We start from the raw sequence: 14148 nt of genomic DNA, 5'->3' as shown, positions 1-14148 counted from the left end.
TGACGCCATAGGCGGCAACGTCACTCAGGAGCCCAAGGGTGTCGATCCGGGGTCCGCCGTAGGCTCCTTGGAGCAGATCGGCGAGGTAGTACGTGACGACTGCGGGGGCCAAGAATGCGAGACCCCGCAACGATGCCGCGCGCCATCCTCGCCCGCCCAGGCAGCACAGAGCCGCTACCGCCAGCCAGACCCAGCTGCTGCCCATCAGCTTCGACGAGTACTCGGACCATGGTCCAAGGCCGTGGTTCGTGGCCGACACCAGCCATCCGAACACGACTCCGATGCACACGAGGAGGCGCACCCATCGTGCCCTTTCACCTCTCAAGGCCAGTCGCCTCAGCTCGTCCGCCAGTACGCGCTGCACGTCGTGTTGGTGTACTTCGTGATCCGAGCACTCGCCAGGACGTTGGGACTCTTCAAACCTGAGTCAACGTAGTAGTCCATCCAGACCGATGCCCCGTGGCTCTTGGTGGGGTGCGGCCAGCCGGTAAGTCCTTCTCATGATTCCCCCATCGAATGTCCGGTCCGCGAATCGAGCCGGATGACGAAGGATAGGAACCCATGGACTTATACGCATGTGACCGCACGTGACTGGCCAGATTCATACTGATTCTTTACCTTCAGCACGAACCGAAAGACGGTTGCGCAGCCGTGTCCACGAAGGCCGGATGGCGAGACTGTCGCCGTGCTGGTGGAAGGGCGTCGATAGTGTGATGAGGTGCCCGACCTGACCGCGCAGACGCTCCTGGTGACCATCTCCGGTGAGGACCGTCCGGGCGTCACCAGCACATTCTTCGACGCCATCGCCGACGTGGGTGCCGAGGTGCTCGACCTCGAGCAGGTCGTCGTCCGTGGCCACCTCACCCTCGCGATGCTGCTCACCGCCGGCGAGGCCCACGAGCGGCTGCGCAGCGTGCTGACGAACGTCGGTCGCGACCTCGACCTCAAGGTGAAGATCAAGTCCGGCACCGGCGACAGCCGCAAGCGACGCGGCGGCCGGGCCGCGGTCGTCGTCCTCGGGGCCCCGCTGCGCGCCAGCGGCGTCGCGGCGATCACGGCCCGCATCGCCTCCCACGGCGCCAACATCGACCGCATCCGACGGTTGTCGCGCTACCCCGTCACCACGGTCGAGTTCGACGTCTCCGGCGCTGACGTGGACCGACTCCGTCGCGAGCTGGCCATGGAGTCGAGTGTCCACGGGCTCGACATCGCGGTCGCCGCCGGCGGCCTGGCCCGGCGCGGTCGCCGGCTGGTCGTCATGGACGTCGACTCCACGCTCATCCAGGACGAGGTCATCGAGCTGCTCGCCAGCCACGCCGGCCGAGAGGCCGAGGTGGCCGCCGTGACTGCAGCCGCAATGCGGGGCGAGCTCGACTTCGCCGACAGCCTGCGCGAGCGGGTCGCGGCCCTCGAAGGTCTCCCCGTCTCGGTGCTCGACGACGTGCGCGCCGCCGTCCAGTTCACCCCGGGGGCACGGACTCTCGTCCGCACCCTCAAGCGCCTCGGCTTCACCGTGGCCATCGTGTCGGGGGGCTTCATCGAGATCGTCGAGGACCTCGCCCGCGAGCTGGGCATCGACCACGCCCACGCCAACCGCCTCGAGGTGCGCGACGGCATACTCACCGGACGCCTGGTCGGGGACATCGTGGACCGGGCCGGAAAGGCAGCCGCTCTGCGCCGGTTCGCCGCCGAGGCCGGCCTCCCGCTGTCGCGCACCGTCGCCATCGGCGACGGTGCCAACGACCTCGACATGCTGGAGGCGGCCGGGCTCGGGGTGGCCTTCAACGCCAAGCCGGTGGTGCGCGAGCAGGCCGACACCGCGGTGAACGTGCCCTACCTCGACGCGGTGCTCTACCTCCTGGGGATCACCCGCGAGGAGATCGAGGAGGCGGACGAGGCAGACGGCACGCCGACCCCCGCTCCGCCGATCCCCACCCCCTGACTCCTAGGCTGACGCAATGGCAAGCACGCAGGGCCGCAAGGGTCGCAAGGTTCCGACACTGTTCATCATCGGCGGAGCAGAGGACCGGGTCGGCAAGGCGACCGTGCTCCGCCGCTTCGTGCGGCTCGCGGGTGGCAAGCGCTCGCGGATCGTCCTCATCCCCACGGCGTCGTCGTTCGAGAACGAGGTCGTCGAGTCCTACCGCGAGGTCTTCACCCGCCTGGGCGCCCCCGAGATCGCGGTGGTGAACCCGCCGAACCGCGTCTCGGCCCACGACCAGGAGCTCGTCGCCCTGCTCGACCAGGCGACCGGCATCTTCATGAGTGGCGGCAGCCAGCTGAAGCTCAGCCAGCGGTTCCCGGGCACCCCGCTCGGTGATGCCCTGAACCGCGCCCACGAGCGCGGCACCGTCATCGGCGGGACGTCGGCCGGCGCCTCGATCATGAGCCAGTTCATGATCTCGATGGGCGAAGAGGGCGTCACGCCCCGACAGCGCTACGGCCAGCTCACCGCAGGGCTGGGGCTGATCGACGGAGTGATCATCGACCAGCACTTCGCGCAGCGGTCCCGCTACGGCCGGCTCATGTCGATGGTCGCGGCCTCCCCCAACCTGATCGGCGTCGGCATCGACGAGGACACCGCCATCGAGGTGCGGGACCGACGCTTCTTCACGGTGCACGGGAGCGGAGTCGCCTTCGTCCTCGACTGCCGCAGCGCCGACTCCGACGCACCCGACGCCCGGCGGGGTGCACCCCTCATGGTCTCCGGCGCAGTCGTGCACTCGCTGCCCGCAGGCGCTACGTTCGACCTCTCCGAGGTTCGCCTCGTCGACTTCGTCGAGAAGCACCCCGATGTCGCGGTGGCCCTCGCAACGGCCAAGGCCTGACCCACCGCCTCGCACTGCCCGACCCGCAAGGAGATCCCATGGCAGATCGCCCCACCCCCACCGGTCCCGCTGCACCCGAGCTCTCGATCGTGGAGTCGCGGGTCTACCGCGGTGGGAACATCTGGTCGTACAGTCCGGCGATCCACCTCGTGGTCGACCTCGGCGTGCTCGAGGCGTACCCCACGGACACCATCGACGGGTTCACCGACCGGCTGGTCGAGCTGCTGCCGAACCTGCAGAACCACACCTGCTCGCGGGGAGTGAAGGGCGGCTTCATCGAGCGGATGCGCGAGGGCACCTGGCTCGGCCACGTCGCCGAGCACGTCGCCCTGCAGCTCCAGCAGGAGGCCGGGCACGACCTGCGACGCGGCAAGACGCGGGCGGTCAAGGGCCAGACCGGTGTCTACAACGTCATCTACGACTACGCCGACGAGGCCGTGGGCCTCGCCGCCGGCACGCTCGCCGTCCGGCTCGTCAACCACCTCGTGCAGGCCGAGGAGGGCTTCGACTTCTCCGAGGAGCTCGACGTGTTCCTGCGTCGCGCGCAGCGCACGGCGTTCGGGCCGTCCACCGGCGCCATCCTCGAGGAGGCGATCTCCCGCGACATCCCCTACATCCGCCTCAACTCGGCCTCCCTCGTGCAGCTCGGCCAGGGGGTCCACGCCCAGCGCATCCGCGCGACGATGACCTCGAAGACCGGCGCCCTCGCCGTCGACATCGCCAGCGACAAGGACATGACGACGCGACTGCTGGGCTCGGCGGGTCTGCCCGTCCCCAAGCAGGAGACCGTGCGCACCGCCGACGGAGCTGTGGCCGCCGCGAAGCGGATCGGCTACCCCGTCGTGGTCAAGCCGCTCGACGGCAACCACGGGCGAGGGGTCTGCCTCGACCTCACGACCGAGGAAGCCGTCCGGGCGAGCTTCGTCATCGCCGAGGGCGAGTCGCGGCGGGGCTACGTCATCGTGGAGTCCCACGTCACCGGTCGCGACTACCGCTGCCTCATCGTGGGTGGCCGGATGCAGGCCATCGCGGAGCGCGTCCCGGCCCACGTGGTCGGCGACGGCACCCACACCGTCTCCGAGCTGGTCGAGATCACCAACGCCGACCCGCGGCGCGGGGTCGGGCACGAGAAGGTGCTCACCCGCATCAAGGTCGACGACGCGGCGATCGGGCTGGTGCGCGACCAGGGCTTCGAGCTCGACGACGTGCCGCCCAAGGACCAGATGGTCAAGCTCGCCCTGACCGGCAACATGTCCACCGGTGGCATCTCGGTGGACCGGACCTTCGACGCCCACCCCGACAACGTGGAGATCGCCGAGGAAGCGGCCCGGATGATCGGGCTGGACGTCGCCGGCATCGACTTCATCTGTCCTGACATCGCCTCCCCCGTCCGCGAGACGGGTGGCGCGATCTGCGAGGTCAACGCTGCCCCTGGGTTCCGGATGCACACCCACCCCACCGTCGGTGAGCCGCAGTTCATCGCCAAGCCTGTCGTCGACCTGCTGTTCCCGCCCGGCTCCCCGTCGCGCGTGCCGATCGTCGCCGTCACGGGCACGAACGGCAAGACCACGACGTCGCGGATGATCGCCCACATCTTCAAGGGAATCGGCCACAAGGTCGGCATGACGTCGACCGACGGCATCGTCATCGACGAGCGCCTGGTCTACAAGGCCGACGCCTCGGGACCGCGCTCGGCGCGGATGGTCCTGCAGAACCCGCGCGTCGACTTCGCGGTGATGGAGGTGGCTCGCGGCGGCATCCTCCGCGAGGGCCTGGGCTACGACCGCAACGACGTCGCCGTCGTCACGAACGTCGCGCCCGACCACCTCGGCATGAAGGGCATCGACACCCTCGCGCAGCTGGCTGACGTCAAGGCCGTCGTGGTGGAAGCGGTGCCACGCAACGGTTTCGCGGTGCTCAACGCCGACGACGACCTCGTCCGCAAGATGCGCCGCCGCTGCTCGGGCGGGATCGTCTGGTTCTCGTTGCAGCCGCCCGGTAGCAAGGTCCGCGAGTTCGTCGAGGACTACTGCCGGCGCGGCGGACGCGCCGTCGTCCTCGACCACACCGACCGCGGCGACATGATCGTCATCAAGCACGGCCGCCGCTCGATGCAGCTCGCGTGGACCCACCTCCTGCCGTCGACCTTCGGTGGCACGGCGAAGTTCAACGTCGCCAACGCCATGGCCGCCGCGGGTGCGGCGTTCGCCGCGGGCGCCGGTCTGCACGAGATCCGCCAGGGCCTGCGCACCTTCACGACGAGCTACTACCTCTCCCCCGGTCGCATGAACCTCGTCAACGTGCACAACGTCGACGTCTTCGTCGACTACTGCCACAACGCCCCCGGCATGCGGGTGCTCGGCGAGTTCGTGGAGTCGTATGCCGACCAGAAGGCCGGTCAGTCCGACCTCGGCAAGGTCTCGCGGATCGGCATGATCTCCACCGCCGGCGACCGGCGGGACGACGACATGCGCGAGCTCGGGTCGCTGGCAGCCCGCCACTTCGACGTCGTCGTGGTGCGTGAGGACGAGCGCAAGCGCGGTCGTCCGGCCGGCCAGACCGCCGACCTCATCGCCGAGGGGGCCAAGGGCGAGATCGGCAAGGAGGGCGTGCGCTGCCGACAGGTCGAGATCGTCCTCAACGAGGTCGACGCCGTCCGGCACTGCATGGCGCGCGCCAACCCCGGCGACGTCGTGGTGCTCTGCGTCGACCAGCACGCCGAGGTGCTCGGCGAGCTCGAGCAGATGACCAAGCACGCCCAGGCCGGTGCCCACAACAAGGAGGGCATCGGCGACCCCGACCTCGACCCGGTCGAGATGCAGTCAGAGGCGCAGCAGTCCGGTGACGACGCCGCGGCGTCCGAGGCAGCCGAGGTCGAGCCGGCCACCACCTGAGCCGCCGCTAGCGGTCGCGCAGCTCCGCGGCATACCCCGACAGGGCACGCTGGTAGGCGAGGGCGTCCTCGTCGCCGGCATGGTGCAGCAGCACCTCGATCAGGTCGGCGACGGACGACTCGGCGTGCCCGCTGTCGACGCCCGCCAGGGCGCGGAAGGCCTCCACGGCGACGCTGCCGGGCCGTTCCGTGCTGAGCTCGGTCAGGAGCGAGTAGGCCAGCTCGGGCTGTCCCGCGACCCGCAGGCTGGAGGCCAGCTGGATCCGGGCACGGTGCCGCTGCGGCTCGCGCAGACCGGCTGCCAGGCAGTCACGGTAGAGCGGGATGGCGTCCTGCTCCTTGCCCGCCGCGTCGAGCGCACTCGCGTGCTCGAACACCAGGCGCGGGTCGGCCGGCCGCTGGCTGCGCAGCCGGGCCACTGCGTCGATCCGCTCCTGGTCGTCGGCCAGCTCCCACAGCTCGGCGATCTGGGCCTCGAACTCGTGCTCACCCCGCGCGGCCACCACCTTCCGGCGGATGTCGTCGGGGGTGTCGGCCCGGGCGCCCTGCTCGGCCAGCCAGGACGCCACCTGGGAGCGCTCGGCGTGGCACATCAGCGCCACGACGTCGCCGTCGGCGGCGCCGGGTACGAGCGCCTGCAGCCCGCCCAGCTCGGTCTCGTAGGACTCGATGTCGGACACCCCGGCCCGGGCGAGCCCGGTCCGCAGGTGCGACTCCAGCTCCTCCATCGTGCGCCCGCGCAGGTAGTGAGCCTTGTGGGCGGCCACGATCCGGTCGGCCCGCAGCCCCGCCACCTCGCCGATCGACTCGAGCAGGTCGTCAGTGCGGTCACCGGCCAGGCCGAGGCCCAGGTGCACCTGCCCACCGGGCACCTTGAGCCCGTGCGCGACGTCCATCAGCGCCTCGAGCCCCGCCTCGTTGTGGGCGAGGTCGACGATGACCGTGATCGCCGACCCGTCCTCGCGCCGCAGCGTGTAGGTGTTCATCCGGCCCGGGTTCAGCTTGTCGTCGGGAGCGAAGGTGCGCAGCCCCTCGACGACGGCCGCACGAGGCAACCCGAGCCCGAGGGCAGCCGCGGCGCCGGCGAGGGCGTTGGCGATGTTGTGGTGCGACAGGCCTGACAGCGTGGCCGGCACGTCGAGGATGCTGATCAGGCGGTCAGGGTCCTGCCCGTTCTGGAGGACGGTGACCGACCCGTCGAGCACGGTGATCGCCCGGCCGCCCAGGTCGAGGGACTCACGGATCGCCGGGGCGTCGGACCGCAGGGTGAAGACCCACGGCTTGCCCTTGATGCCGTTGCGCATGGCCCACACCCGGGGGTCCTCGCCGTTGAGCACGACCCAGCCGCCAGGCCTGGTGGCCTTGGTGATGATGGCCTTGACCTCGGCCAGCTGGTCGACGGTGTCGATCCCCTGCAGGCCCAGGTGGTCGGCCGAGACGTTGGTGACGACGCTGACGTCGTTGGAGGTCACGCCCATCCCCTTGAGGAGCATGCCGCCACGGGCGGTCTCGAGGATGCCCAGCTGGACGCCGGGGGCGGTCAGCACGCCGCGGGCACCAGCCGGCCCCGAGTAGTCCCCCGCCTCGATCACCTCGCCCTGGACCACCACTCCGTCGGTCGAGGACCAGGCCGTCCGGAGCCCGGCGGTCATCCCGATGTGGCCGAGCAGGCGGGTCGTCGTGGTCTTGCCGTTGGTGCCGGTGATCGACGCGACCGGGATCTGCGGCTTGAGGATCGACGGACGGTCACCGGGCTCGGTGCGCCCGACGACCAGCCCCTCCTCCTCGATCACGTCGCCACCGTCGAGCCAGGCCTGGAGGACCGGGCCGACACCGTGCCCGAGCGCGCGCGCCCGGGTGCGGCGGCGCCATACGAAGGCCATCACGACTGCCTCGGGGGCACTCCCTGGACGGACCCGCACACCGAGACGCGTGGTGCCGCTCGCGGCGGCCAGCCGGCGGACCGCCCGCTCGACGAGCCGCATGACGAAGCGCTGGCGCTGCTCGGTGCCGGGCGCTCCCGGGCGCGCGCTGCGCATGCCCACCCTGGTGGCCAGGTCGGTGAGCGTCCGCTCGTCGGCCGCGAGGTAGCCCGGCAGCTCGAGGCTCACCTTGATCGCCGGCTTGGCGAAGTAGAGGTTGGGCCCCTCCAGGACCCGGACCTCCGTCACCGCCACGGCGGGCGGGGTGAGGGATCCGGGCTCGGAGACGGCGGGGGAAGACGTCATGCGGCGAGCCTAGTTGTGGCTGCGCTGGCGGGCAGCGGTGGTCACTGCCCCATTGCGTGGACGCCGCCGTCGACGTGGACGATCTCACCCGTCGTGGCCGGGAACCAGTCGGAGAGCAGCACGGCGCACGCCTGGGCGGCGGGGACGGCGTTGTTGACGTCCCAGCCTAGGGGCGCCCGCTCGTTCCAGGTGTCCTCGAAGGTCTGGAAGCCGGGGATCGACTTGGCGGCCGTGGTGCGGATCGGTCCCGCGGCCACGAGGTTGCACCGCACGCCCTTCGGCCCCAGGTCGCGGGCCAGGTAGCGGTTGGTCGACTCGAAGGCGGCCTTGGCCACGCCCATCCAGTCGTAGACCGGCCAGGCGAACTTCGCGTCGAAGGTGAGGCCCACGATGCTCCCGCCGTCCTTCATCAGGGGGAGCGCCGCGACCCCGAGCGACTTCAGCGAGTAGGCCGAGGCGTGCATCGCCGTCGAGACGTCCTCGAAGGTGCCCTCGAGGAAGTTGAACGCACCCTGGGGGGCGAACCCGATGGAGTGCAGGACGCCGTCGAGGTGGTCGACGTGCTCCCCGAGCCGCTCCGACAGGCTGTCGAGGTCGTCCTGGCTGGTGACGTCCAGCTCGATCACCGGCGGGGTGGTCGGCAGCCGCTTGGCGATGGTCTGGGTGATCTTGAACGTGCGACCGAACGACGTGAGCACCACCTCCGCCCCCTGCTCCTGCGCGATCTTCGCGACGTGGAAGGCGATCGAGGAGTCCATCAGGACGCCGGTGATCAGGAGCTTCTTGCCCTCGAGCAGCATGTGGGGTGCCTTTCGCTGTTGGAAGTGATGGCGGTTTTCGTCTTGTGTGGTTGCCGGCTCGGGCTCAGTGGCCCATGCCGAGCCCGCCGTCGACGGGGAGCACCGCACCGGTGATGTATGCCGCGTCGTCACCGGCGAGGAAGCGCACCGCTGCCGCGACCTCCTCCGGCTGGGCGAACCGTCCGGCGGGGATCGTGGCCAGGTAGGTCTTCTTGCGGTCCTCGGGCAGCTCCGCCGTCATGTCGGTCTCGATGAAGCCCGGCGCGACGACGTTGGCGGTGATGCCACGGCCGCCCAGCTCACGGGAGATGGAGCGGGCCAGCCCGACGAGTCCGGCCTTGCTGGCGGAGTAGTTGGTCTGGCCGGGCGAGCCGTAGAGGCCCACGACGCTGGAGATGAAGATGATCCGGCCCTTGCGCTGCTTGATCATCCCCTTCACCGCGCGACGCGCGCACCGGAAGGCCCCGGCGAGGTTGGTGTCGATGACCACGTCGAAGTCCTCGTCGGACATCCGCATCAGCAGGGTGTCCCGGGTGACGCCGGCATTGGCCACGAGGACCTCCACCGGACCACCGAGGATCTCCTCGGCCTCCGTGAAGGCCTGGTCGACCGACGCCGAGTCGGTCACCTCGCAGCGGACGCCGCGCAGGCCCTCCGGGGGCTCCCCCGAGCGGTGGGTGATGACGACGTTGTCGCCGGCCTCCACGAGGGCGGTGGCGATGCTGAGACCGATGCCGCGGTTGCCGCCGGTGACCAGCACGTTGCGACCTGCCATGGATGTCCTCCGGGGGTTCTCGACGATGCTCCGGGCCGGGCGCCCACGCACGCTGCGCCTTCGCCGCGACCTTATCGACTACCCATGGGTACACCGCATCCGAGGACGCCTATCGTGGACATGTGCCCCGCCACCACCGCCACCACCACGACGAGCCCGTCGTCCAGTCGGTGACGTCGGTGCCGGAGTCGCTGGCCGAGGAGCAGGCCGGCCGGATCCGCCGCTACCTGGTGACCATGGGCATCCGCACGGCGTGCTTCGTCCTCGCCGCCGTGACCGCCACCCAGGGTGCCCCGTGGTGGCTCTGGGGCAGCTTCGCGGTGGCCGCCATCGTGCTCCCCTACGTGGCCGTCGTGCTGGCCAACGCCGTGCGCCCCCGGCTGCCGGGCTCCTCGGCGCCGGTGACCCCGCGCGGCGACGGTCCTGACCAGATCGGTCGCTGATGGAGTCCTTGGTCTGCAGCGCGAAGGCGTGCCGCAACTCAGCCACCTGGGCGCACCTCTGGAACAACCCGAAGCTGCACACCCCCGATCGTCGCAAGGTCTGGTTGGCCTGCGACGACCACCGCACGTCGCTCGGCGAGTTCCTGTCGATCCGCGGCTTCCTGGTCGAGACGGTGGCCGCGGACGCGATCCCCGAGACCGCCGGCTGAGCAGTCGGGCCGAGCCTTCGAGAGGGGTCGGTCAGCCGCCGATGGCTGACATCGGCCGGTCGGGCTGGACGAAGTCGGCCGTCCCGATGCCGTGGCCGGGGAGCTTGCGCCACATCTCGCCCTGGATGAGGGCGCCGAGCTCCTCGTCGCTGGCTCCGTCGCGCAGCGGTCCGAGCAGGTCGGTCTCCTTCTGCGAGAACAGGCAGTTGCGCACCTGGCCGTCCGCGGTGAGCCGGGTGCGGTCGCAGGCCGCGCAGAACGGCGCACTCACGCTCGCGATGATGCCGACCGTCACGGGACCACCGTTGACGAGGAACCGCTCGGCCGGCGCGCTCCCCCGGTCGGCGGCCGGCAGCGGGGTCAGCTCGAACCGCTCCTCGAGGCGTTCGTGGATCTCCTGGGCGCTGATCATCGTCGAGGCGTCCCAGCCGTGCTGGGCGTCCAGCGGCATCTGCTCGATGAACCGCAGCTCGTAGCCGCGGTCGAGGCACCACTGCAGGAGGTCAGCCACCGAGTGGTCGTTGATCCCCCGCATCGCGACGGCGTTGACCTTGACCGGTGTCAGCCCGGCCGCGGCCGCGGCCTTGAGCCCCAGCTCGACGTCGTGGAGCCGGTCGCGACGGGTGAGGTCGGCGAACTCCTGGGGGTCGATCGTGTCGAGGCTGACGTTGACCCGGTCGAGTCCGGCGTCGGCCAGCGGCTGGGCCAGCCGGTCGAGCCCGATCCCGTTGGTGGTCATGGCGATCCGCGGGCGCGGCTCGAGGCCGGCGACCCGTCGGACGACGTCGACCAGCGAACGGCGCAGCAGGGGCTCGCCACCGGTGAGCCGGATCTGCTGGACACCCAGCCCGACGAAGACCCCGATGACGCGGACCAGCTCGTCGTCGGTCAGCATCTCGGGCTTGGCCAGCCACGGGAGCCCCTCGGCCGGCATGCAGTAGCGGCAGCGCAGGTTGCACCGGTCCGTCACCGAGACGCGCAGGTCGCGCGCCACCCGGCCGAGCTGGTCGGGCAGGCCCACGGTCCCCGCAGGAGCGCGCGAGTCAGCGCGCACGCTCGGGAAGGGAAGGCCGGTCATGACCCCTAGCCTAAGCCGGGTACCGTGAAGCAGTGGTCAAGGTGCTCACATCGCGTCGGTGGCTGGGTGCCTTCGGGGTCGCCCTGGCCTTCGCGGTGGCCGCGTTCTTCCTCGGCCAGTGGCAGTGGCACCGCTACGAGGCCAAGGCGGCACGGGCCGACCGCATCCACAGCCACTACGACGCCAAGCCCCAGCCGGTCGCCGACCTGCTCGGTGCCGACCCCATGCCGCTGTCGCGCGAGTGGACCCGCGTCACCATGCAGGGCCGGTATGTCGCGGACGCCACCCTGCTCGTCCGGAACCGCCCGTTCGAGGGCACCTACGGCTACGAGGTGCTGGTGCCGTTCCGGGACGCAGCAGGTGGCACGGTGCTCGTGGACCGCGGCTGGGTGCAGAACGCCCAGACCGCCGAGACGCTGCCCGATGTCGTCCCGGCGCCGACCGGGGACGTGACGGTGACCGGGTGGCTGCGTCGCTCCGAGCCGTCCTTGGGCAAGTCACTCCCCCGCGGCCAGCTGGCCAGCATCAACCTCGCGGAGGCCAGCAGCCAGGTCGGCAGCCCACTGCTCGGCGCCTACGTCATCCTCGAGGTCGAGCGGCTCCCCGACGGGACCGCTCCCCCACGACCGACTGCGCTGGAGGCCCCCGACACCGACCTCGGCCCGCACCAGGCCTACGCGTTCCAGTGGTGGCTGGGCATGGTGGCGGGGTTCGTGCTGGTCTGGTTCGGGGCGCGGCGGGAGTACCGGGAGGGGCTCGAGCTGGCCGCCCCCGAGGGCACCCCGAGGCCCGTCAAGAAGGTGCGGATCTGGGACGAGGAGGACGCCTGAGCGGCTGGTTCCCTCAGGCGGGGACGTCGGTGCTGCGACTCTCTTGGTCGGCGAACTGGGTGGTGTAGAGGTCGTTGTAGAGCCCGCCGCGTTCGAGCAGCTCGCGATGCGTGCCGCGTTCGACGATCCGGCCCTGGTCGACGACGAGGATCTGGTCGGCCCCGCGCACGGTCGAGAGCCGGTGGGCGATGACGATCGCCGTCCGACCTTCGAGGGCGGTGTCGAGGGCTCGCTGCACCGCGGCCTCCGACTCGCTGTCGAGGTGAGCGGTGGCTTCGTCGAGGACCACCAGGCCCGGCCCCTTGAGCAGCAGCCGCGCGAGGGCCAGTCGCTGCTTCTCGCCGCCGGACAGGCGGTGTCCGCGGTCGCCCACGACGGTGTCGAGCCCCTCGGGGAGCGACCCCACCAGCGACCAGACCTGCGCGGCCTTGAGGGCGTCGACGAGCTGGTCGTCGGTCGCGTCCGGAGCGGCATAGCGCAGGTTGGCGCGGATCGTGTCGTGGAACAGGTGCGCCTCCTGGGTGACCATGCCGACGGTGCGGGTCACGGACTCCAACGTCGCGTCGCGCAGGTCGACCCCGTTGAGCCGCACCGATCCGGTCGAGGGGTCGTAGAGCCGCGCCAGGAGCGACGTGATGGTCGTCTTGCCGGCCCCGCTCGGGCCGACCAGCGCCACGAGCTGGCCCGGCTCGGCGACGAACCCGACGTCCCTGAGCACGACTCCCCCGCCCTTGCGGTCGCCGGTCGCGACGCTCTCCAGGGAAGCCAGCGACACCTCGTCGGCCGAGGGGTAGCGGAACGCGACCCCGGACAGCTCGACCCGCACCGGGGCGGTGGGGATCGGCTGGGCGTCGGTGCGCTCGGTGACGAGCGGCTGGAGGTCGAGCACCTCGAAGACCCGCTCGAACGACACGAGCGCGGTCATCACGTCCACGCGCACGTTGGACAGCGAGGTCAGCGGCCCGTAGAGCCGGGCCAAGAGGGCGGTGAGGGCGAGCAGGGTGCCGACGGTGAGCGATCCGCTGACCGCCATCAGCCCGCCGAAGCCGTAGACCATCGCGGTCGCCAGCGAGGCCACCAGCGTGAGGGCGACGAAGAAGATGCTGCGGTTGAGCGCGATCCGGACCCCCATGTCGCGCACCCCGGCCGCCTGCTCGGCATACTCTCGGTCCTCGCGGCGGGGCTCGCCGAAGAGCTTGACGAGCAGCGCGCCGGCGACGTTGAACCGCTCGGTCATGCGTGAGCCGAGGTCGGCGTTGAGCCCCATCTGGGCGTGGGTCAGCCCGGCGAGACGCCGGCCCATCAGCCGCGCCGGCAGCAGGAAGAACGGCACGAGGGCCAGCGAGGCGAGCGTGAGCTGCCAGGACAGCGTCGCCATCGTGACGATGATCAGCACCAGCGACACGACGTTGCTCACGACGCTGGACAGCACCGACGTGAACGCCTGCTGCGCACCGATGACGTCGCTGTTGAGCCGGCTCACCAGGGCTCCGGTCTGGGCCCGGGTGAAGAACGCGATCGGCTGGCGCAGCACGTGGGAGAAGACCTCCGTGCGCAGCGAGTAGATCAGCCCCTCACCGATGCGGCTGGAGAACCAGCGCTCGACCAGGGTGAGGAGGCCGCTGACGACAGCCAGGGCAGCTACCACGAGCGCGAGCTCGATGACGACGCCGCGGTCGCGGGGCGTGATGCCCTTGTCGATGAGCTCCTTGAGCAGGAGCGGGGTGGCGACGACCAGGGCCGAGTCGATGATGACCAGCACGAGGAACAGCCCGATCTCGCGCCGGAACGGCTGGGCGTAGGACGCGACGCGGCGCGCGGTGCCCGGCGCGAGCTTGCGGTCCTTGACCGAGTCATCGCGGGTCAGGGACCGCATGGCCATCCAGCCGGCATGGCTCACAGGGCTTCTCCTCTACTCACGGCCGTGGAACGCCGCCCGGGCGACGGCTCATTCCCCATGATGGGGCCGGGCACTGACATTGCGCCCAGCGCGCAACCGGGGATCGCCAGCGCGGCCCCACCCGACAAGGGTCGGCTCCACCCTGGAACCGTTTCGGGGTGAAG

General features: G+C 70.7%; 11 protein-coding genes and 1 pseudogene. 6 read left to right on the top strand and 6 right to left on the bottom strand.

Annotated features, from left to right (window positions below):
• Positions 1–336 precede the first annotated feature (336 nt).
• A pseudogene (locus ASG95_RS22415) lies at positions 337–465 on the bottom strand (hypothetical protein); the annotation flags it as partial.
• 253 nt (positions 466–718) lie between these two features.
• Between ASG95_RS22415 and serB the strand changes: the two are divergent.
• From serB to cphA, 3 genes are read left to right on the top strand one after another with little or no spacing between them, the layout of a single operon-like run.
• Positions 719–1942 carry a phosphoserine phosphatase SerB gene (gene serB, locus ASG95_RS10630; RefSeq protein WP_056921064.1) on the top strand — a complete coding sequence of 408 codons (1224 nt, stop codon included), beginning with the start codon at positions 719–721 and terminating at the stop codon, positions 1940–1942.
• Positions 1943–1958: 16 nt separating this feature from the next.
• Entirely contained in the window at positions 1959–2828 is an 870-nt protein-coding gene (locus tag ASG95_RS10625) for a cyanophycinase (RefSeq protein ID WP_056921065.1), read from the top strand.
• 38 nt (positions 2829–2866) lie between these two features.
• Positions 2867–5722, top strand: a complete 2856-nt coding sequence (gene cphA / locus ASG95_RS10620) for a cyanophycin synthetase (protein ID WP_057377435.1) — start codon at positions 2867–2869, stop codon at positions 5720–5722.
• A 7-nt stretch (positions 5723–5729) separates the two neighbouring features.
• Here cphA and ASG95_RS10615 read toward each other — a convergent pair whose 3' ends face one another.
• From ASG95_RS10615 to ASG95_RS10605, 3 genes are all read right to left on the bottom strand, one after another.
• A complete protein-coding gene (locus ASG95_RS10615; RefSeq protein WP_056921067.1) occupies positions 5730–7949 on the bottom strand; it encodes a tetratricopeptide repeat protein in 2220 nt (739 codons plus the stop codon).
• 41 nt (positions 7950–7990) lie between these two features.
• A complete protein-coding gene (gene fabI / locus ASG95_RS10610; protein ID WP_057377434.1) occupies positions 7991–8749 on the bottom strand; it encodes an enoyl-ACP reductase FabI in 759 nt (252 codons plus the stop codon).
• A 64-nt stretch (positions 8750–8813) separates the two neighbouring features.
• Positions 8814–9524, bottom strand: coding sequence for a beta-ketoacyl-ACP reductase (locus tag ASG95_RS10605; RefSeq protein ID WP_056921069.1), 711 nt, complete (start codon positions 9522–9524; stop codon positions 8814–8816).
• A 122-nt stretch (positions 9525–9646) separates the two neighbouring features.
• Here ASG95_RS10605 and ASG95_RS10600 point away from each other — a divergent pair, with 122 nt between their 5' ends.
• Positions 9647–9967 (top strand): DUF3099 domain-containing protein, encoded by a 321-nt coding sequence (locus tag ASG95_RS10600; RefSeq protein ID WP_057377433.1) that lies wholly within the window; start codon positions 9647–9649, stop codon positions 9965–9967.
• Positions 9967–10176, top strand: coding sequence for a hypothetical protein (locus ASG95_RS10595; protein WP_056921071.1), 210 nt, complete (start codon positions 9967–9969; stop codon positions 10174–10176). The genes ASG95_RS10600 and ASG95_RS10595 overlap by 1 nt, the downstream gene beginning before the upstream one ends.
• Positions 10177–10207: 31 nt before the next feature.
• Here the strand turns inward: ASG95_RS10595 and moaA are convergent, their stop codons facing one another.
• Entirely contained in the window at positions 10208–11254 is a 1047-nt protein-coding gene (gene moaA, locus ASG95_RS10590) for a GTP 3',8-cyclase MoaA (protein ID WP_082592490.1), read from the bottom strand.
• A gap of 32 nt (positions 11255–11286) precedes the next feature.
• Between moaA and ASG95_RS10585 the strand changes: the two genes are divergently transcribed.
• Positions 11287–12084: an SURF1 family protein gene (locus ASG95_RS10585; RefSeq protein ID WP_057377432.1), complete on the top strand. Its 798-nt coding sequence runs from the start codon at positions 11287–11289 to the stop codon at positions 12082–12084.
• Between the two features lie 13 nt (positions 12085–12097).
• Here the strand turns inward: ASG95_RS10585 and ASG95_RS10580 are convergent, their stop codons facing one another.
• Positions 12098–13966 carry an ABC transporter ATP-binding protein gene (locus ASG95_RS10580; RefSeq protein WP_057378857.1) on the bottom strand — a complete coding sequence of 623 codons (1869 nt, stop codon included), beginning with the start codon at positions 13964–13966 and terminating at the stop codon, positions 12098–12100.
• Positions 13967–14148: the final 182 nt, after the last annotated feature.

Origin of the sequence: Phycicoccus sp. Soil803 (assembly GCF_001429685.1) — a bacterium.
In the GTDB taxonomy this organism is placed as follows: domain Bacteria; phylum Actinomycetota; class Actinomycetes; order Actinomycetales; family Dermatophilaceae; genus Pedococcus.
This window is presented reverse-complemented; position numbering and strand designations above follow the sequence as displayed.

Coding starts and splice junctions, on each gene's coding strand:
- fabI (WP_057377434.1), bottom strand. CDS start 8,749: ATGCTGCTCGAGGGCAAGAAGCTCCTGATCACCGGCGTCCTGATGGAC.
- ASG95_RS10625 (WP_056921065.1), top strand. CDS start 1,959: ATGGCAAGCACGCAGGGCCGCAAGGGTCGCAAGGTTCCGACACTGTTC.
- ASG95_RS10595 (WP_056921071.1), top strand. CDS start 9,967: ATGGAGTCCTTGGTCTGCAGCGCGAAGGCGTGCCGCAACTCAGCCACC.
- moaA (WP_082592490.1), bottom strand. CDS start 11,254: ATGACCGGCCTTCCCTTCCCGAGCGTGCGCGCTGACTCGCGCGCTCCT.
- ASG95_RS10605 (WP_056921069.1), bottom strand. CDS start 9,524: ATGGCAGGTCGCAACGTGCTGGTCACCGGCGGCAACCGCGGCATCGGT.
- ASG95_RS10615 (WP_056921067.1), bottom strand. CDS start 7,949: ATGACGTCTTCCCCCGCCGTCTCCGAGCCCGGATCCCTCACCCCGCCC.
- cphA (WP_057377435.1), top strand. CDS start 2,867: ATGGCAGATCGCCCCACCCCCACCGGTCCCGCTGCACCCGAGCTCTCG.
- ASG95_RS10580 (WP_057378857.1), bottom strand. CDS start 13,966: ATGGCCATGCGGTCCCTGACCCGCGATGACTCGGTCAAGGACCGCAAG.